The sequence below is a fragment of the Leclercia sp. UBA5958 genome, assembly GCF_002430365.1.
Taxonomy (GTDB): Bacteria; Pseudomonadota; Gammaproteobacteria; order Enterobacterales; family Enterobacteriaceae; genus Enterobacter; species Enterobacter pneumoniae.
Genome location: NZ_DJCE01000004.1, coordinates 212,929 through 229,983, shown reverse-complemented (window position 1 = coordinate 229,983; position 17,055 = coordinate 212,929). Strand labels below are relative to the sequence as shown.

Here is a 17,055-nt window from a genome sequence, read left to right as displayed (position 1 = left end):
GGAGGGGGAAAATGGCGTTATTCTTCGCTATCGCCTGCGCGCGACGCCTTAGGCGCGTCAACCTCAATGCGGTCGATACGCTGCAGGCCGCGCATCAGCGAACCGCGACGTCCGCGCTCGCCCACCACCTTCTGCAGCTCTTCCGGACGCAGCTTGATTTTACGCTTGCCGACGTGAATGGTCAGCGTGCTCTGCGGCGGCAAAATCATCAGGTGCGCCAGGCCATCTTCGCCTTTGGCAGCTTCAGCGGAAGGGATGTTGATGATCTTGTTGCCCTTGCCTTTCGACAGCTCTGGCAGGTCGCTGACCGGGAACATCAGCATACGGCCGGCCTGGCTGATCGCCAGCAGCATGTCGCTTTCGTTCTCAACGATCAGCGGCGGCATCACATGGGCGTTGTCCGGCAGGCTGATCAGCGCTTTACCGGCACGGTTGCGCGAAATCAGGTCATTGAAGGTACAGATAAAGCCGTAGCCCGCGTCAGAAGCCATCAGCAATTTCTGCTCTTCGGCCTCCATCAGCATATGCTCAACGGTTGCCCCCGGCGGCAGCGTCAGCTTGCCGGTGAGCGGCTCACCCTGTCCGCGTGCCGATGGCAACGTAATCGGGTCAATGGCATAGCTGCGTCCGGTGGTGTCGATAAAGGCGACCGGCTGGTTGCTCTTCCCTTTCACCGCCGCTTTGTAGCTATCGCCCGCTTTGTAGCTCAGGCCCGGCGCGTCGATATCGTGACCTTTGGCGCTACGTACCCAGCCGCTCTGGGAAAGCACAATGGTCACCGGCTCGGACGGCAGCATGTCGTGCTCGTTCATCGCCTTCGCCTCTTCGCGCTCATGGAGCGGAGAGCGACGATCGTCGCCAAAGGCATCGGCATCGGCCTGCAGCTCTTTCTTCAGTAGGGTGTTCATCTTGCGCTCGGAGGCCAGAATCGCCTGCAGCTGATCGCGCTCTTTTTCCAGTTCGTTCTGCTCACCGCGGATCTTCATCTCTTCCAGTTTGGCGAGATGGCGCAGTTTCAGTTCAAGGATCGCTTCGGCCTGGGTTTCACTGATGCCAAAGCGCGACATCAGCGCCGGCTTCGGCTCATCCTCGGTACGGATGATCTCAATGACTTCATCGATATTGAGGAACGCCACCAGCAAACCTTCGAGGATATGCAGGCGTCGAAGGACTTTTTCCAGACGGTGATTCAGACGGCGACGCACCGTATCGCGGCGGAACGCCAGCCATTCGGTGAGGATCTCCAGCAGATTTTTCACCGCCGGGCGCCCGTCCAGGCCGATCATGTTCAGGTTAATGCGGTAGCTTTTTTCCAGATCGGTGGTGGCGAAGAGGTGGTTCATCACCTGTTCCATGTCCACGCGGTTAGAGCGCGGCACAATCACCAGACGAGTTGGGTTCTCGTGGTCCGACTCATCGCGCAGGTCGTCGACCATCGGCAGCTTTTTATTGCGCATCTGGGCGGCGATCTGCTCCAACACTTTCGCGCCAGAGACCTGATGCGGCAGCGCGGTGATCACCACGGCGCCGTCCTCTTTACTCCATACCGCACGCATACGGACAGAGCCGCGGCCGCTCTGGTAGATTTTGCGGATCTCCGCGCGGGAGGTAATGATCTCGGCTTCGGTCGGGTAGTCTGGCCCCTGCACGATATCCAGCAGCTCGTCCAGCGAGGTTTTAGGCTGTTCAATCAGGGTAATGGCGGCTTTCGCCACTTCGCGCAGGTTGTGCGGCGGAATGTCCGTCGCCATGCCCACGGCGATACCGGTGGTGCCGTTCAGCAGGATATTTGGCAGACGCGCAGGCAGCATTTTGGGCTCCTGCATCGTACCGTCGAAGTTAGGTACCCAGTCAACGGTACCCTGGCCGAGCTCGCCCAGCAGCACTTCCGCATATTTTGACAGGCGCGATTCGGTATAACGCATCGCCGCAAAGGATTTCGGGTCGTCCGGCGCACCCCAGTTCCCCTGGCCATCGACCAGCGGATAGCGGTAAGAGAACGGCTGGGCCATCAGTACCATCGCCTCATAGCAGGCGCTGTCGCCGTGCGGATGGTATTTACCCAGCACGTCACCAACGGTACGGGCGGATTTTTTGAACTTGGCGCTGGCGCTCAGCCCCAGCTCGGACATCGCATAAACGATGCGACGCTGAACCGGCTTCAGGCCATCGCCAATAAAGGGTAACGCCCTGTCCATGATGACGTACATGGAGTAGTTCAGGTAGGCGTTTTCGGTAAATTCATGTAGCGCGAGGCGCTCTGCCATATCGCTCATTAATTGTGATTCCTCAACTCAGAAACCTGTTGGCTTCAGGCAATATTGCCGCAGATACTACCCTATCTGGCGTGTTGAGTCACAAAGAAAAAGGACCGGCTAAGCGGTCCTTTTTAGGGTTATTTGTTCAGTTTGATGACCTGCTTCACGTCAATTTCAAACTCGTTCCACTCTTTATCGACTTTACCCTGAATTTCCACTTTATCCTGCGGGGTCACCGTCACGCCGTTCCAGCGTTTGTGGTCGATCTCGACGTCTACCGTGCCGCTCTCATCGCGGAAGGTATAACGGTCGTCAGAGAGGCGCTGAGCGATATTTCCGCGCAGCTTCACCCAGCTGTCGTCTTTCAGATCTTTCACTTTTGCCGCCGTGGTCAGATTAGCGTCGTTATCGACAAAACCGCCCTTCTGGGTCTCGGTTTGCGTCTGAGCCGGTGCGGCTGTCGGGCCGTTAAAGCCCCCCTGGGCAGCAAAGACCGGGGCCGTGGTCATCATCATGATGGCAGCAATTGCAGCATATTTTTTCATCTTAACTCTCCCTTTAATGTCGTTTCGCAATCCATTAAACAGGGTAAACCTTAACAACTTCTTAAGGGGAAAATTTATTTATTTTTACTGTACAGCAGGCTGAAGCAGAGGGTTTACTGACGGCATCAAGGAGGGAATATGCGCATTTTACTGGTAGAAGATGACAAGCTTATCGGGGATGGCATCAAAGCGGGCCTCACCAAAATGGGCTTTAGCGTCGACTGGTTCACCGACGGCCACACCGGGCAGGCGGCGCTTCTCAGCGCCCCTTACGACGCGGTGGTTTTAGACCTGACTCTGCCAGGGATGGATGGGCTGGCGATCCTGCGCGCCTGGCGCGACCAGAGGCGCAGCGAGCCGGTGCTGATCCTCACCGCCCGCGATGCGCTTGAACAGCGCGTGGAGGGGTTACGTCTGGGGGCCGATGATTATCTTTGTAAACCCTTTGCCCTTATCGAAGTCGCGGCCCGTCTGGAGGCGCTGGTGCGCCGCAGCCATGGTCAGAGCCAGAGCCTGCTTCAGCACGGCAAGGTGGCGCTGGATCCGGCCAGGCTGGTTGCGACGCTGGAGGGTGCTCCGCTGGTGCTGAAGCCGAAAGAGTTTGCCCTGCTGGAGCTCCTGCTGCGCAATGCCGGGTGCGTGTTACCACGTAAACAGATCGAAGAGAAGCTCTACACCTGGGACGACGACGTGTCGAGCAATGCCATTGAAGTACATATTCACCATTTACGCCGCAAGCTCGGTAGCGAGTTTATCCGCACCGTGCATGGCATCGGTTATACCCTGGGTGACGCATGAAACTGACCCAACGCCTGAGCCTGAAGCTGCGGCTCACCTTTCTCTTTCTGATACTGGCCCTGGCGGCCTGGCTGGCAGCAAGCGTGGTGGCCTGGCAGCAGACCACTGACAAGCTTGATAAGCTGTTCGATACCCAGCAGATGTTATTTGCTAAACGCCTGCTGACGATGGATCTCGATGAGCTAAACGCCTCTGCACGCCTGCGCGACGTGCCGGAAAAAGCCCGGCATGGTCATCTGGATGACGACGCCCTGGCGTTCGCCATCTTTACCCCTGAGGGGAAGCGGGTACTACACGATGGGGAAAACGGGCAGGAGATCCCGTATCGCTGGCGGCGGGATGGCTTTACCAACGGACACCTCGAAGATGACAACGATGCGTGGCGCTTTCTGTGGCTGACCTCCCCGGATGGCAAATACCGTATTGTGGTGGGTCAGGAGTGGGAGTATCGCGAGGAGATGGCGCTGGAGGTGGTGACTTCTCAGCTCACGCCGTGGCTGGTGGCCCTACCCGTGATGCTGCTATTGCTTATCCTTCTGTTAAGCCGCGAGCTAAAGCCGCTGAAAAAGCTGGCGCAGACATTGCGTACACGTTCACCCGATGCCACCGACAAGCTGCCGACGGAGGGGGTCCCCACGGAAGTACGGCCTCTTCTCGACGCGCTGAATCAACTGTTTGCCCGCACCCAGGCGATGATGAGCCGCGAGCGTCGCTTTACCTCGGACGCCGCCCACGAGCTACGCAGTCCGCTGGCCGCCCTGAAGGTACAGACCGACGTGGCGCAGCTCTCCCTTGACGACCCGCAGGCCCAGGAAAAAGCGCTGGCGCAGCTGCATGCCGGTATCGACCGCGCCTCCCGGCTGGTCGATCAACTCCTCACGCTGTCGCGTCTGGATTCGCTGGATAACCTGGACGGAGTAGAACCCCTCTTACTGGCTGATTTACTCCAGTCGGCGGTGATGGAGAGCTATCATCCGGCGCAGCAGGCGGGCATCGATCTACGTCTGCATATCAATGCACCAGAGGTGAAACGCATGGGGCAACAACTGCTCCTCAGTCTGCTGGTGCGTAATCTGCTGGATAACGCCATACGTTACAGCCCGCGCGGTAGCGTCGTGGACGTGACGCTGGATAGCCGCAGCTTCATCGTGCGTGACAACGGCCCCGGTATCTCACCCGACGCGCTGGCGCGGATCGGTGAACGCTTTTATCGTCCGCCGGGACAGGATGCCACCGGCAGCGGACTGGGCTTATCGATTGTGAAACGCATCGCCACCCTGCACGGAATGCACGTCTCGCTGAGAAATGCAGCCGACGCTGGCGTTGAAGTCCAGGTTAGCTGGTAAGCGATTATTGCGTATAACGCAAAAGACTATGCACATTTTGCTCATTTTTCCGCTCCGTTCTCGCGCGTAGAATACTCGGCATACTCTCACCACCGAGGACAAATAATGAGCAACGTACTGATTATCAATGGCGCGAAAGAGTTCGCGCACTCAAAAGGCCAACTGAACGACACCCTGACCGAGGTCGCGGATGGTTTTCTGCGCGACGCCGGGCATGATGTTAAAGTCGTCCGCGCAGACGGCGACTATGATGTGAAAACGGAAGTGCAGAACTTTCTCTGGGCCGATGTCGTTATCTGGCAGATGCCGGGCTGGTGGATGGGCGCGCCATGGACTGTGAAAAAGTATATGGATGACGTCTTCACCGAAGGTCACGGCTCCCTGTATGCCAGCGACGGCCGTACCCGTTCAGATGCGTCTAAAAAATATGGTTCAGGCGGCCTGATTCAGGGCAAAAAGTATATGCTTTCCCTGACCTGGAATGCCCCGCTGGATGCCTTCACCGACCCGGATCAGTTCTTTGAAGGAGTAGGCGTAGACGGTGCCTATCTGCCTTTCCACAAAGCCAACCAGTTCCTCGGAATGGAAAGCCTGCCAACCTTTATCGTTAACGATGTCATTAAAATGCCTGACGTGCCGCGTTATATCGCAGAATATCGCAAGCATCTGGCGGAAATTTTTGCTTAACTGGAAGCCTGTTATCAGGAGAAAACATCATGCTTACCATTATTGCTGAAATCCGCACCCGCCCTGGTCAACACCACCGCCAGGCGGTGTTGGATCAGTTTGCAAAAATTATCCCCACCGTTTTGCAAGAAGAGGGCTGCCACGGCTATGCGCCGATGGTGGATGCTGCTACCAGCGCCAGCTTCCAGGCCACCGCGCCAGACTCCATTATCATGGTAGAACAGTGGGAAACCGTGGCCCATCTTGAAGCCCACCTGCAGACGCCGCACATGAAAGCCTGGAGCGATGCCGTTAAAGGTGATGTGCTGGAAACACACATTCGCATCCTCGAGCCTGCGGCTTGATGTAATCCTAATCAGTCTTCTCCCTCATCGGTGAAGACTGATTAACTTTCCCTTTGCCTGCTATGCTTATTCTGTCTTCATATCTAACAGGAGGGGTAGTATGGGCATTTTTAACTTCGTTAAAGAAGCAGGTGAAAAACTCTGGGACAATTTGACGGACCATAAAAACCAGGGCGAAAAAGTCACCGAACATCTCAAAAAACTCAACATACCTGGCGCCGAGAAGGTTCAGGTCAACGTCACCGACGGTAAAGCCAGCGTGACCGGCGATGGCCTCACCCAGGAGCAGAAAGAGAAGATTCAGGTTGCCGTAGGTAACATTGCGGGCGTTAGCGAAGTGGAAAACAACATCACCGCTTCCGATACCAAAGATGAAGCCACCTACTACACGGTAAAATCGGGCGATACCCTGAGCGCCATCTCCAAAACCGTGTACGGCGATGCCAATCAGTACAACAAAATCTTCGAGGCTAACCGCCCGATGCTCTCCAGCCCCGACAAAATCTACCCGGGTCAGACGCTGCGTATTCCTAAAGCATAACGTCTGAGGCTATCGGTTCACGTCGCACAGAGGAACAGGATGAAAATTGCGTGTCTGGGTTGGGGTTCGTTAATCTGGAAAAGCGGCGCGTTACCTGTCGCCGGAGAGTGGCAAACCGACGGGCCTTCCCTGCCCGTCGAGTTTTGCCGGGTGAGCGATGGCGGGGAACTGGCGACCGCCATCTGCATGAATGCGCCTGCTGTACCGGTACTCTGGGCATGGCTGGATACAGACCAGTTGAGTCTCGCCTGCCAGGCTTTGCGCGCACGTGAAGGGATACCGGAGGAGCGCTGCGATGGCATTGGTTCGCTGCTGATAGCGGGTCGCCATGTGGGCGAGCTATCGACCTGGGCCGCACAGCGAGACATCGAGGCGGTTATCTGGACCGGACTACCGCCCCGCAGCGCGTCTCTGGAAGGCCGGGTGCCAACCATGGACGAGGCTATCGCTTATCTGGATAGCCTCAGCGGCGAGACCCGCAGCCATGCAAAGGATTACATGCGCCGCGTGCCGTCTCAGATCGACACGCCCTATCGGCGCGTCATTAAAGAGGTACTGGGGTGGTAACACTCCAGCCTGTTACCAGTACAGCTTCCAGCTCTGCGTAAAGCGCACCAGCGCCTCTACATAGAAGTAATCCCCCCAGCTTGCACACTCATCCACCCCTTTATTGCTTGCCAGGTGATAAACAGAGTGCTTCAGCAGGCCCGTCCCCTTCTCCTCTTTGTCCATCAGGTAGTGCTTCGTCAGTGACGACATGATCCCTTTTGCCCAGGCCAGATAACGCTCCCGGTCCGGATCGGTGGCTGGCAGATGTTTCACCAGCTCCAGCAGGCCGCATACCGCGATAGCCGCCGAGGAGGAGTCACGTAGCGCGTCGGTCCCGACCAGCGCCAGATCCCAGTGGCAGACGTAGTCTTCCGGAAGCCGATTAAGGAAATAGTTTGCCAGCCGTTTTGACAGGTCAATCATCGTCGCGTCGCCGGTATAGATATAGCTCAGCAGGAAGCCGTAAATTCCCCACGCCTGGCCGCGCGACCAGCACGAATCGTCGGCGTAACCCTGCTGAGTATTGCCATAACGCGCCGCGCCGGTGTTAACGTCCATATAGTAGGTATGGAAGGTCGAGGCATCTTCACGGATCAACCAGGTCGCCGCCTGCATGACGTGGGCTTTCGCGGCATCGGCAAAGCGCGGATCGCCGGTCTGTTCCGTCGCCCAGTAGAGGAGCGGCAGGTTCATATTGCAGTCGATGATCATCCGTCCGGCCTGATCCGGATCGGTCAGATCGCCCCACGCCTGTATGATCTTCGCCTTGTCATGGAAACGCTCCAGCAGCGCCTCTGCCGCCAGCAACGAGAAGCCACGCGCTTCGCGGTTTCCCGTCAACCGCCAGGCCGCGACGCAGGAGAGCGTATAGAGAAAACCGAGATCGTGGGTATTGGTATCATTACGCCCGGCGATACGCAGACCAAACGAACGGACATGTTTCTCGGCCATGGCGCGGTATTTCTCTTCACCGCTCATCTCCCACGCCAGCCAAAGCTGCCCGGTCCAGAAGCTGGTGGTCCACTCCACGTTGTCGGTCAGTGGATAATAGCCCTCCTGGCAGGTTTCTGCCGGAAACTGCTCGCCAAAGGTTTCTAAATGACGGCCAATCAGTTCCAGAACATGGCTGCGGGCTGAGCGTAATTCATCGCTGAATGCCCTCTCGTCTACAGGCTCGGCAATCCCGGTCAGGCGCTCAAGGGCAATCTGATTTAACATATTTGGTTCCTTCTTTGACGGCGTAAATTAGCGAGTTGAATGCTGTTCTGCGACGTTAAGCGGCTGCGCACTGCGCCATTTGCTTTGGCAGGCGGATAACGTAAAGGCAGAAATCAGCGTAAAGGTCAGCGCCGTGGCACCCATGATGATGTAGGTCTGCTCGAAGCCAATGCGGTCGTACATATAGCCAGCCGGCGAAGAGACCACCACATTCCCGACGTACAACATCGCCTGATACCCCAACAAATACATGGTGGCATTGACGCGTTTATCGAAATGCTCGGCGATATATTTAAAGACCGACACCAGCAGCAGACAGATTTCCAGGCCATAGAGCGGCTTGAGAACAGAAATTAATAGATGTGAGTCGCAGATGCCGGAAATAATCAGGCGTGCCCCGACCACCAGCCCGACAATTAATAATCCCCGTTTTGCGCCAATAAAGTTCACAAACAGCGGGATCACCATATACATGACAAATTCCATCCCTGACTGCACGGTGCCCAGATAACCAAATACCGCGTTGCCCTGGTGAATATCATCGAAGAAGGTGACGAAATAACGCGAGAACTGCTGCTCGGCGATAAACATCATCCAGGCTACGCCCGCCACGTAAAGACAGAAGGCCCAGAACTTGCGGTTGCGCAGCAGCGCATAGACATCCGCCGGGGCAATTTTCTCTTTGGTCAGCACGTCGCCGGCATGAACGGAGTTAGTGTTCACTTTCAGTTTAAGCAGGACAATCAGCATGATCACAGAGGCCACGCTGCCCATAATAAAGTTATATGCCGGAGAGAGGTTAAACAGCAGACCCGAGAATGACGAGGCCACCGCCCAGCCGAGCGATCCCCACATGCGGATCTGGCCAAATTCCATGCCGTTCAGGCGGCTAAAGCGGTCGGAATAGGATTCACACGCCGCCACGCCCGCATACCAGGCAAAGCTTAAATAGAGTGCCCCGATAATAATCCCCAACAGGGTATTGGACATTAGCAGCGGCTGATAAACATAAATAAAGAACGGGGCCATCAGCGCAGACATCGCCACCACAAAATAGAGCAGATATTTGCTCATGCCGATCTTATCGAGAATATAGCCATAGATAGGTTTCAAAATGACGGAGAAGATGCCGTTCACCGCAAATACCGTGCCGATGACCGAACCGCTCAAATTCGCCTTTTGTCCGAGCCAGATAGCCAGCAAGCCAATACTTGCGGACCAGGTAAAGAAATAGAGAAAAATAAAACTACTGATTTTGTAATATTCAATTCTGTTATTCATACCATCCTCGCCGACATTCAGGTGCAGGGCTTTATAAAATGAACGACAGCTGACGTTCGCTTCCGGGCTGGCTGATTACGGCCTGCCGGTTATTGATTTCCAGCCGCGGGGCTTCCCCGTGGTTGACAGGCGCTCCGCTGGCAAACACGGCGCAGCAGAGCCAGCTCTCACCGTGAGCAATCTCGCCGGTAAGGAGCGGGATAGCGGCACATTCCGGGAACATGACGCTGCTGTTTGGCGGAGTGACAATACTTTCCGCACGGCGATGGATGACCGGTGAGAGATCGACGATCCGGCTCATGCCGTTATCTGCCACCAGGCTCACCCCGCGCTCGTCGGCCTGCGGCTCGGTTTTGCGTACCGCAAAGCCCCCTTCCGCCGTTTGCAATGTCCGTGCGCTGTTAATGCGATGCAGACGAAGGTGCCATTCGCCAAACGGGATCAGCCAGGTGTCGACATGCACGTCATGCCACGGCGACCAGCGTGAAAAGATGAAGTTCTCATCAACGCGAACCTCCTCGCAGTCGCGGCGGCCGCGGTAGTAGTTATCGCCGTCGGCCAGCAGCAGCATGGAGTCGCTGGCCGCATGCTTAAGACCATAGCGCCCACGCTCGATGGTGAAGCCAAAGCGGCTGGAGTAGGCAAATTTGGTGTATTTCGCCTCGGTATTAACGTAATTATTCAGCTCCAGCTGCCCGGCGGTGAGCAGGGTGACATGCTGCGACTGTGGCGCGTGAATGAGGATCTGCTGGGCCTTCGGGAGCACGCGCTTTTCAGCCAGCGGCGGCAGCGGTTGCTCTTCCGCCTGCCAGAACGGGTGCGCTTCAGGCAATGCCAGAATCAGCATCGTTTTCAGCGCCCAGTAAGGCGAGCCGGGGGAATTGTAGTCTTCGCACATCGCCAGGTTGGGGTAAGCAAACCCGAGCGTCAGGATCCCGTCGCGATCGGTAATCGGCTGCTGTTGCCACCAGCGCAGATGGCGCAGGATGATCCCCTTAACGATGCCGGGGGTGAACACCTCCAGCCCGGAGAATGCCACTGCGCTCCAGAAAGCGACCATCGCGAAGCGGTAGGTCAGGCTACGGCCGAACGGAATCGACGCGCCATCGGCGGCAGACATAAAGATGAAATCGTCCGCGAAGAGGCGGGAACGCTCGCGCAGCACGGCGGCCCGCTCCTCATCACCGCTGAGTGTGGCGTAGATAAGGCCGTAAAAGTGGAACGCCATCGAGATGTAATAATCTTTCGGACGGCCAGCACCGTCGGAGTACCAGCCGTCGCCGAGGTAGTAGGCATCCATCATCGCAAAACGGCGATCGATGGCGGACTGATCGTACGGTAGCCCGGCGCGTTTAAAACCGAGCTGAACCATAATGGCGAAATAGTTCCAGTTGCTGTCGGGCATCTCCGCGTCGGTGATCTGGTTTAACCAGGCGTGCAGGTTCATGACCTCGCGCTCGCTAAACAGGTCGGTGAGCTTCTCCTGCAATAACGTAAGCCCCAGACCGTAGGCCGCCATCTCTACCAGCCGCTGATCGTAAGGGGCGGTTTCTCCCCAGTAGTCCGGGTGCGTCGGATCGGTGCCGATGCGGATAGCGTTGATATATTTGTCGCTAAAGGGGGTGGTGTCCCCTCCTGCCATCAATGGAAACAGCCCCCACAGCACGCGGGAAAGCCCCTCCATTTCGGCAATGTCTGTTGCGTAGTGCGCGCTGGTTTCCCCCAGCGAAAAGCGCGAACGCCCGGCCGGAAACTGTTTATCCAGCGCGCTCAGCATCCCATTCAGGGCCGTGACCAGATCCTGACGGGAAGACAACGGATTTGATTTTTCTTGCTCTACCGCCCACATACGCTTGCCCTCGTAATCAACTGCGGCAAAGCATAGTGAATCCGTCGGGCGCAGAAATGTTAGCCCGGTCACAGGAGTGAGAGATGAATGAACTCCCCGTTGAGAAAATTTAAAAAGGTGGTTTATAACGACGTAGAGAGGGGTAAAAATTGAGTTTTATTGCACTATGCGCGAAACGCCACAATCTGAATTTCTAGAGCTTATTACCTTAAACGATACCCTGGTGTCGTTCAGTCGACTCTTTGCCAACACCGTGCGCTACCACCACTGGCACCAGTGTCTGGAGATCCTCTACGTTGAAGAGGGGTTTGGCGTGGCGATTGTTGATAACCGACAATACACCATGCGCCCCGGGCGGCTCTTTTTCTTTCCCCCCTTTACGCTGCACAAGGTGATGGTGGATGAGCAGGCCGAGGCCAGCTATCGCCGCACCATTATTCATCTCGATCACCACGCGGTACTGAAGGCACTGCGGGATTTCCCTCAGACCCGGCAGCGCCTGCAGCAGCTCTCACGCCGTGGCGGACCGGCGTGGGTCGTGGATATGGCCCACTGCCATAGCCATCTCGATCATCTGTTTAGCTGTTACCAGCCCCCGCTTAATGCAGAGCGTATCGCCAGCCTGCTGATTAGCCTCTTCGCCATGCTGCCTCAGGAGATAGACGGCGAGCGCGGCAGCAGCCACGGGATTGCCAGCCAGGTGATGTTCTGGCTGGATGAGCACTATCGTGAGAAATTCAGGCTGGATACGCTGGCGCAGGCGCTGGGAAAGTCTCGCAGCTATGTGTCACGAAAATTTCACGCCGAAACGGGGGAGAAAATTCACGACTATCTGAACACCCTGCGGCTGCGTAAGGCGTGCGAATATCTGCTGCACAGCGAAGAGAGCGTGCGCGATATCGCCGCGCGGGTGGGGTTTTCAGACGTGACCTGGTTTATCAGCGCCTTTCGCAAGGGAATTGGAGAGACGCCGCTGCAGTATCGTAAAAACCACGCCAGCGACTAATCTTCAGGCACAAAAAAGCCCTGCATCGCAGGGCTTGTTTATCAGGCTTCGATATCGGCCATGTCGCCTTTCTCCTGCAGCCAGTTACGTCGGTCTTCCGAACGTTTCTTGGCCAGCAGCATATCCATCACTGCGTTGGTTTGCTGTTCGTCTTCATCGCTGATGGTCAGCTGTACCAGACGACGCGTGTTGGGATCCAGGGTCGTTTCACGCAGCTGCATCGGGTTCATCTCGCCCAGCCCTTTAAAGCGCTGCACGTTGGGTTTGCCCTTCTTACGCTTTAACTGCTCCAGCACGCCCGCTTTCTCTTCTTCCGTCAGCGCGTAGTAAACCTCTTTGCCGAGGTCGATACGGTAGAGCGGCGGCAGCGCCACGTGAACGTGGCCGTTTTTCACCAGCGTACGGAAGTGCTTCACGAACAGCGCGCAGAGCAGCGTGGCGATGTGCAGACCGTCGGAGTCCGCATCCGCAAGGATACAGATCTTGCCGTAGCGCAGCTGGCTCAGATCCTCGCTGTCCGGATCGATCCCGATCGCGACAGAGATATCGTGCACTTCCTGCGAGGCCAGCACTTCGTCTGAAGAGACCTCCCAGGTGTTAAGGATCTTACCCTTCAGGGGCATGATCGCCTGATATTCACGATCGCGCGCCTGCTTGGCCGATCCGCCCGCCGAGTCCCCTTCTACCAGGAACAGCTCGGTGCGGTTGAGATCCTGCGCGGTGCAGTCCGCCAGCTTGCCCGGCAGCGCGGGGCCGCTGGTGAGCTTTTTACGCACCACTTTCTTCGCCGCACGCAGACGACGCTGGGCGCTGGAGATGGCCATTTCGGCCAACATTTCTGCCGCCTGCACGTTCTGGTTCAGCCACAGGGTAAAGGCATCTTTTACCACCCCGGAGACAAAGGCCGCGCACTGGCGTGAAGAGAGACGCTCTTTGGTCTGTCCGGCAAACTGCGGATCCTGCATCTTCACGGAGAGCACGTAGGCACAGCGATCCCAGATATCTTCTGCCGAGAGCTTCACGCCACGCGGCAGAATATTGCGGTATTCGCAGAATTCACGCATCGCATCGAGCAGACCCTGACGCAGGCCGTTGACGTGGGTGCCGCCAAGCATGGTCGGGATCAGGTTGACGTAGCTTTCGGTCAGCAGCTCGCCGCCTTCCGGCAGCCACAGCAATGCCCAATCCACCGCCTCGGTGTCGCCGGCAAAATTACCGACGAAGGGTTTTTCCGGCAGGGTGGGCAGGCCGTTTACCGCTTCGCAGAGATAGTCGTTCAGACCATCGGCATAGCACCAGCTCTGCTCGGTGTTATTAACGTGATCTTTAAAGGTGATCTCTACGCCCGGGCAGAGCACCGCTTTCGCTTTCAGCAGGTGCGTCAGACGGGAAACGGAAAAACGTGGGCTGTCGAAGAAGCTCTCGTCAGGCCAGAAGTGGACGCTGGTGCCGGTGTTGCGTTTGCCGCACGTGCCGACAACCTGCAGATCCTGCACCTTTTCACCGTTCTCAAACGCGATGTTATAGATCTGACCGTCGCGACGGACGTTCACTTCCACACGCTTAGACAGGGCGTTAACGACGGAGATCCCCACGCCGTGCAGACCGCCCGAGAACTGATAGTTCTTGTTAGAGAACTTACCGCCCGCATGCAGACGACAGAGAATCAGCTCAACGGCAGGTACGCCCTCTTCCGGGTGAATATCCACCGGCATACCGCGCCCGTCGTCGATGACCTCCAGCGACTGATCGGCGTGCAGGATGACGTCGACGCGTTTGGCATGGCCTGCCAGCGCTTCGTCCACACTGTTATCAATAACTTCCTGGCCCAGATGGTTTGGGCGCGTCGTATCGGTGTACATCCCCGGGCGGCGGCGAACCGGCTCTAGCCCGGTGAGTACCTCAATGGCATCAGCGTTATAGGTTTGCGTCATGATTTAAACTAGCAATTCGCATTGATTGTCAGTGGCTGTGCAGTCCAAGAAAATCGACAATCTGGGTGAAATGATTCTCAAAGCCCGTGAAAGCATGATTTCCGCCCTCTTCTACAGTCTGGCGGCAAGAGGCGTAATACGCCACTGCCTGGCGGTAATCCAGCACTTCATCGCCCATTTGTTGCAGCAGCCAGATAAGATCCGGCGCTTCAAGCGGGTCTACCTGCATAACTTTGAGATCGTAAATATGGCGTGACTCTAGCACATATTGCTGCCCGGTGTAGGGGTTCTCGTTTTGCCCGAGAAAGTCCCGTAACAGCTCGAATGGCCGAACTGCCGGATTCACCACCACTGCAGGCAACATAAAGCATTGCGACAGCCAGGTGGCGTAGTATCCGCCCAGAGAAGAGCCCACGACGCCCAGCGGTTCACCGCCGCGCGCCAGCACGATAGATTCCAGCAGTTCTGCGGCATCGGCCGGGTATGGCGGCAGCTGCGGCACGATTATCTCAACCTGTGGATGATGAACCTCTAGCCACTGGCGAAACTGTGTTGCCTTCGCAGAGCGCGGCGAACTGTTGAAACCGTGGAGATAAAGAAGTGCTGACATCAGTATCCTTCTGAAGCCGTATCCGGACGGAACGCGGTTCCTTGCAGGCGGCAAACTTCCGTCGTTAAGCTGCCATCAGCATGCAGTTCCAGCCAGCGCCAGCCCGGCGCAATGGTATCAAGCGTAAAGTTGGCGCAATGGGGTTTGAACTGCACGCAGGTGGATGGCGTAGCCAGCAGGCGACGACCATTCCAGTCGAGATCCTGCTCCTGGTGGATATGACCACAGAGCAAATTTTTTACGCGGGGGAATTTCACTAGCACCTGATCCAATGCGGCAGAGTTGCGCAGACTGTGCTGATCAAGCCAGCTACATCCCGCAGGTAACGGATGATGGTGCAATAACAGCAGGGTATGGCGCTCGGGCTCAGCGTTGAGCTTATCTTCCAGCCACTCGAGCTGGAATTCACTCAGCTCGCCGTGCGGTACGCCGAACACCTGGCTATCGAGCAGCAAAATTTGCCAGTGGTCGCCCACGAAGACGCGCTTGGCAGGCGAGATGCCCGCATCCTGAAGCGCGCTGTACATCGCAGGCTGGAAATCGTGGTTGCCAGGCAACCAGACGCAGGGCACGCTGAAGCTCGCGATACCCTCAGCGAAGCGCTGGTAGGCCGCAGCGGTTTGATCCTGCGCCAGATCACCCGTGGCGACAATCAGATCGTATTCGCGCTTTTCAGCATGAATCGCATCCAGGACAGCCTGATAGCTCTCCCAGGTATTCACCCCCAACAGGGTTTCATGCTTTTCGGCAAACAGGTGAGTATCAGTAATTTGTAGTACCCTGACTGGCGCCCCACCAGCAACAGTCAGGTTTAACAGGCTTTCCAAATGGTGTCCTTAGGTAGGTTTCACGACGCTAACAAACCGGAATCGCCATCGCTCCATGTGCTAAACAGTATCGTAGCCAGTCGGCCAGAAACTGATTAATTTGATGCTTTTCGTCACGTTGATGCAACTTTTTATTTGGGTAATCATACCGCGCTTTGAAGCGGAAGATCTGCTGACTTGAACACACTTCCGCGACCATCGCATCGTGGTAAAGGCGCACCGTCATCGACGGTAAGCTCCAGTAGCTGACGGATGGGGCCGTCTGCTCAATTTCGACCAGCGTAGTGTAGCGGGTAGATTCCACAATCGTTAACCGATACTGCGCGTTGCTCACCTGATAGCTCACTGTCTCGCCAGCCGCGTCGTTTCGCGGCAGCAGGCGTCGGAGTTGCGCGAAGTTGGTCTCGCACAAACGCATCATTTCAGGGAAGTCAGGTGTATAACGCTTCATTCATTTCCACTCATTTCGTAAGTCTTGATAGTGCAGCTGGAGCCATTGCAAAGCGATGACAGAAGCTGCGTTGTCGATTTTCCCCTCTTCTACCCAAAGGTAAGCCTGCTCCCGGCTCACCACATGAACACGAATGTCTTCGTTTTCATCAGCCAGACCATGTATACCTTGTGCGGTCGTGGCGTCCACTTCGCCTACCAAAACAGATAAACGCTCGCTGGTGCCACCCGGGCTCGCGAGATAGTTCAACACCGGTTTGGTGCGGCCTACTACCAGCCCGGCCTCTTCCATGGCTTCGCGACGGGCGACATCTTCCGCTGTTTCGCCCTCTTCAATCATTCCGGCCACCATCTCCAGTAACCACGGGCTTTCGCTGGTATCAAATGCGGCAATACGAATCTGCTCTACCAGTACCACTTCGTCGCGCACTGGGTCAAAGGGTAGCAATACTGCGGCGTGCCCGCGCTCAAAAATTTCGCGTTTCACTTCGCCACTCATTTCGCCGTTAAACAAGCGGTGGCGAAAACGGTAAAGATCGAGCGAAAAAAATCCGCGATAGAGCGTTTCTCGTGCAATAATTTCTACATCATTTTTGCTGAAAGTCACTGGCATCTTTTCCGGTATAGGCATGAGAGTGTCCTGTAAAAGTGGTGATGTTATTTCGATTTTCAAATCTTCTAAAATGCGGTTTCTCAGACAGTATGGTAAATTGCTGCGAGTTACTGCCGGATGGCACGGAACGCCAACCTTTTGTACTGGCGAAGTCTGCTAGAATCGGTAAATTATTTTTAATTAGATCAGCGCTAACAAA

The 17,055-nt window shown here is 56.3% G+C and carries 17 protein-coding genes; 7 read left to right on the top strand and 10 right to left on the bottom strand.

The genetic code is table 11. The features are described 5' to 3' along the window. Positions 1-17 precede the first annotated feature (17 nt). Both parC and B2Q93_RS05595 read right to left on the bottom strand, forming a co-directional pair. Positions 18-2,276: a DNA topoisomerase IV subunit A gene (gene parC / locus B2Q93_RS05600; protein ID WP_286808796.1), complete on the bottom strand. Its 2,259-nt coding sequence runs from the start codon at positions 2,274-2,276 to the stop codon at positions 18-20. A gap of 119 nt (positions 2,277-2,395) precedes the next feature. Continuing rightward, on the bottom strand, positions 2,396-2,803 hold the full coding sequence (locus tag B2Q93_RS05595) for a YgiW/YdeI family stress tolerance OB fold protein (protein WP_286932155.1): 408 nt from the start codon (positions 2,801-2,803) through the stop codon (positions 2,396-2,398). Between the two features lie 138 nt (positions 2,804-2,941). On the opposite strand from B2Q93_RS05595, the gene qseB reads away from it, so the two are divergent. The 6 genes from qseB to B2Q93_RS05565 all read left to right on the top strand — a co-directional run bounded on the left by qseB (position 2,942) and on the right by B2Q93_RS05565 (position 7,086). Beyond that, complete coding sequence (qseB, locus tag B2Q93_RS05590; RefSeq protein WP_286932153.1) at positions 2,942-3,601, top strand: quorum sensing response regulator transcription factor QseB; 660 nt, start codon at positions 2,942-2,944, stop codon at positions 3,599-3,601. Then, positions 3,598-4,947, top strand: a complete 1,350-nt coding sequence (gene qseC / locus B2Q93_RS05585) for a quorum sensing histidine kinase QseC (RefSeq protein WP_286932151.1) — start codon at positions 3,598-3,600, stop codon at positions 4,945-4,947. The genes qseB and qseC overlap by 4 nt, the downstream gene beginning before the upstream one ends. A 105-nt stretch (positions 4,948-5,052) precedes the next feature. Then, positions 5,053-5,634 (top strand): NAD(P)H-dependent oxidoreductase, encoded by a 582-nt coding sequence (locus tag B2Q93_RS05580; RefSeq protein ID WP_040074002.1) that lies wholly within the window; start codon positions 5,053-5,055, stop codon positions 5,632-5,634. Between the two features lie 29 nt (positions 5,635-5,663). Next, on the top strand, positions 5,664-5,978 hold the full coding sequence (locus tag B2Q93_RS05575) for a putative quinol monooxygenase (protein ID WP_040074001.1): 315 nt from the start codon (positions 5,664-5,666) through the stop codon (positions 5,976-5,978). 100 nt (positions 5,979-6,078) lie between these two features. Further along, positions 6,079-6,519, top strand: coding sequence for a peptidoglycan-binding protein LysM (lysM, locus tag B2Q93_RS05570; RefSeq protein ID WP_040074000.1), 441 nt, complete (start codon positions 6,079-6,081; stop codon positions 6,517-6,519). Between the two features lie 39 nt (positions 6,520-6,558). Beyond that, complete coding sequence (locus B2Q93_RS05565; protein ID WP_040073999.1) at positions 6,559-7,086, top strand: hypothetical protein; 528 nt, start codon at positions 6,559-6,561, stop codon at positions 7,084-7,086. A 12-nt stretch (positions 7,087-7,098) separates the two neighbouring features. On the opposite strand, the gene B2Q93_RS05560 is transcribed toward B2Q93_RS05565, so the two are convergent. Genes B2Q93_RS05560 through B2Q93_RS05550 form a run of 3 tightly spaced genes read right to left on the bottom strand, consistent with a single transcriptional unit; the run spans position 7,099 to position 11,416 of the window. Further along, the gene (locus B2Q93_RS05560; protein ID WP_286932148.1) at positions 7,099-8,286 is read right to left on the bottom strand and encodes a glycoside hydrolase family 88 protein; all 1,188 of its coding nucleotides are present in this window, start codon (positions 8,284-8,286) and stop codon (positions 7,099-7,101) included. A 27-nt stretch (positions 8,287-8,313) separates the two neighbouring features. Beyond that, on the bottom strand, positions 8,314-9,567 hold the full coding sequence (locus B2Q93_RS05555; protein WP_040073997.1) for an oligosaccharide MFS transporter: 1,254 nt from the start codon (positions 9,565-9,567) through the stop codon (positions 8,314-8,316). Positions 9,568-9,598: 31 nt separating this feature from the next. Then, a complete protein-coding gene (locus B2Q93_RS05550) occupies positions 9,599-11,416 on the bottom strand; it encodes a DUF2264 domain-containing protein (protein ID WP_286932145.1) in 1,818 nt (605 codons plus the stop codon). Positions 11,417-11,582: 166 nt separating this feature from the next. On the opposite strand from B2Q93_RS05550, the gene B2Q93_RS05545 reads away from it, so the two are divergent. Beyond that, positions 11,583-12,422, top strand: coding sequence for an AraC family transcriptional regulator (locus tag B2Q93_RS05545; protein ID WP_286932143.1), 840 nt, complete (start codon positions 11,583-11,585; stop codon positions 12,420-12,422). A 41-nt stretch (positions 12,423-12,463) separates the two neighbouring features. On the opposite strand, the gene parE is transcribed toward B2Q93_RS05545, so the two are convergent. From parE to nudF, 5 genes are read right to left on the bottom strand one after another with little or no spacing between them, the layout of a single operon-like run. Continuing rightward, a complete protein-coding gene (parE, locus tag B2Q93_RS05540; protein ID WP_040073994.1) occupies positions 12,464-14,356 on the bottom strand; it encodes a DNA topoisomerase IV subunit B in 1,893 nt (630 codons plus the stop codon). 28 nt (positions 14,357-14,384) lie between these two features. Further along, the gene (gene yqiA / locus B2Q93_RS05535) at positions 14,385-14,966 is read right to left on the bottom strand and encodes an esterase YqiA (protein ID WP_286932140.1); all 582 of its coding nucleotides are present in this window, start codon (positions 14,964-14,966) and stop codon (positions 14,385-14,387) included. After that, entirely contained in the window at positions 14,966-15,793 is an 828-nt protein-coding gene (cpdA, locus tag B2Q93_RS05530) for a 3',5'-cyclic-AMP phosphodiesterase (protein WP_040073992.1), read from the bottom strand. The genes yqiA and cpdA overlap by 1 nt, the downstream gene beginning before the upstream one ends. A gap of 28 nt (positions 15,794-15,821) precedes the next feature. Further along, the gene (locus B2Q93_RS05525) at positions 15,822-16,244 is read right to left on the bottom strand and encodes a DUF1249 family protein (protein WP_040073991.1); all 423 of its coding nucleotides are present in this window, start codon (positions 16,242-16,244) and stop codon (positions 15,822-15,824) included. Then, complete coding sequence (gene nudF / locus B2Q93_RS05520; RefSeq protein WP_046885849.1) at positions 16,245-16,874, bottom strand: ADP-ribose diphosphatase; 630 nt, start codon at positions 16,872-16,874, stop codon at positions 16,245-16,247. It lies immediately after the preceding gene. Between the last annotated feature and the right edge of the window lie 181 nt (positions 16,875-17,055).

What these genes read in the sequence shown, in the direction of transcription:
- parC (WP_286808796.1), bottom strand. Translation starts at nt 2,276, where the DNA reads ATGAGCGATATGGCAGAGCGCCTCGCGCTACATGAATTTACCGAAAAC.
- B2Q93_RS05595 (WP_286932155.1), bottom strand. Translation starts at nt 2,803, where the DNA reads ATGAAAAAATATGCTGCAATTGCTGCCATCATGATGATGACCACGGCC.
- qseB (WP_286932153.1), top strand. Translation starts at nt 2,942, where the DNA reads ATGCGCATTTTACTGGTAGAAGATGACAAGCTTATCGGGGATGGCATC.
- qseC (WP_286932151.1), top strand. Translation starts at nt 3,598, where the DNA reads ATGAAACTGACCCAACGCCTGAGCCTGAAGCTGCGGCTCACCTTTCTC.
- B2Q93_RS05580 (WP_040074002.1), top strand. Translation starts at nt 5,053, where the DNA reads ATGAGCAACGTACTGATTATCAATGGCGCGAAAGAGTTCGCGCACTCA.
- B2Q93_RS05575 (WP_040074001.1), top strand. Translation starts at nt 5,664, where the DNA reads ATGCTTACCATTATTGCTGAAATCCGCACCCGCCCTGGTCAACACCAC.
- lysM (WP_040074000.1), top strand. Translation starts at nt 6,079, where the DNA reads ATGGGCATTTTTAACTTCGTTAAAGAAGCAGGTGAAAAACTCTGGGAC.
- B2Q93_RS05565 (WP_040073999.1), top strand. Translation starts at nt 6,559, where the DNA reads ATGAAAATTGCGTGTCTGGGTTGGGGTTCGTTAATCTGGAAAAGCGGC.
- B2Q93_RS05560 (WP_286932148.1), bottom strand. Translation starts at nt 8,286, where the DNA reads ATGTTAAATCAGATTGCCCTTGAGCGCCTGACCGGGATTGCCGAGCCT.
- B2Q93_RS05555 (WP_040073997.1), bottom strand. Translation starts at nt 9,567, where the DNA reads ATGAATAACAGAATTGAATATTACAAAATCAGTAGTTTTATTTTTCTC.
- B2Q93_RS05550 (WP_286932145.1), bottom strand. Translation starts at nt 11,416, where the DNA reads ATGTGGGCGGTAGAGCAAGAAAAATCAAATCCGTTGTCTTCCCGTCAG.
- B2Q93_RS05545 (WP_286932143.1), top strand. Translation starts at nt 11,583, where the DNA reads ATGCGCGAAACGCCACAATCTGAATTTCTAGAGCTTATTACCTTAAAC.
- parE (WP_040073994.1), bottom strand. Translation starts at nt 14,356, where the DNA reads ATGACGCAAACCTATAACGCTGATGCCATTGAGGTACTCACCGGGCTA.
- yqiA (WP_286932140.1), bottom strand. Translation starts at nt 14,966, where the DNA reads ATGTCAGCACTTCTTTATCTCCACGGTTTCAACAGTTCGCCGCGCTCT.
- B2Q93_RS05525 (WP_040073991.1), bottom strand. Translation starts at nt 16,244, where the DNA reads ATGAAGCGTTATACACCTGACTTCCCTGAAATGATGCGTTTGTGCGAG.
- nudF (WP_046885849.1), bottom strand. Translation starts at nt 16,874, where the DNA reads ATGCCTATACCGGAAAAGATGCCAGTGACTTTCAGCAAAAATGATGTA.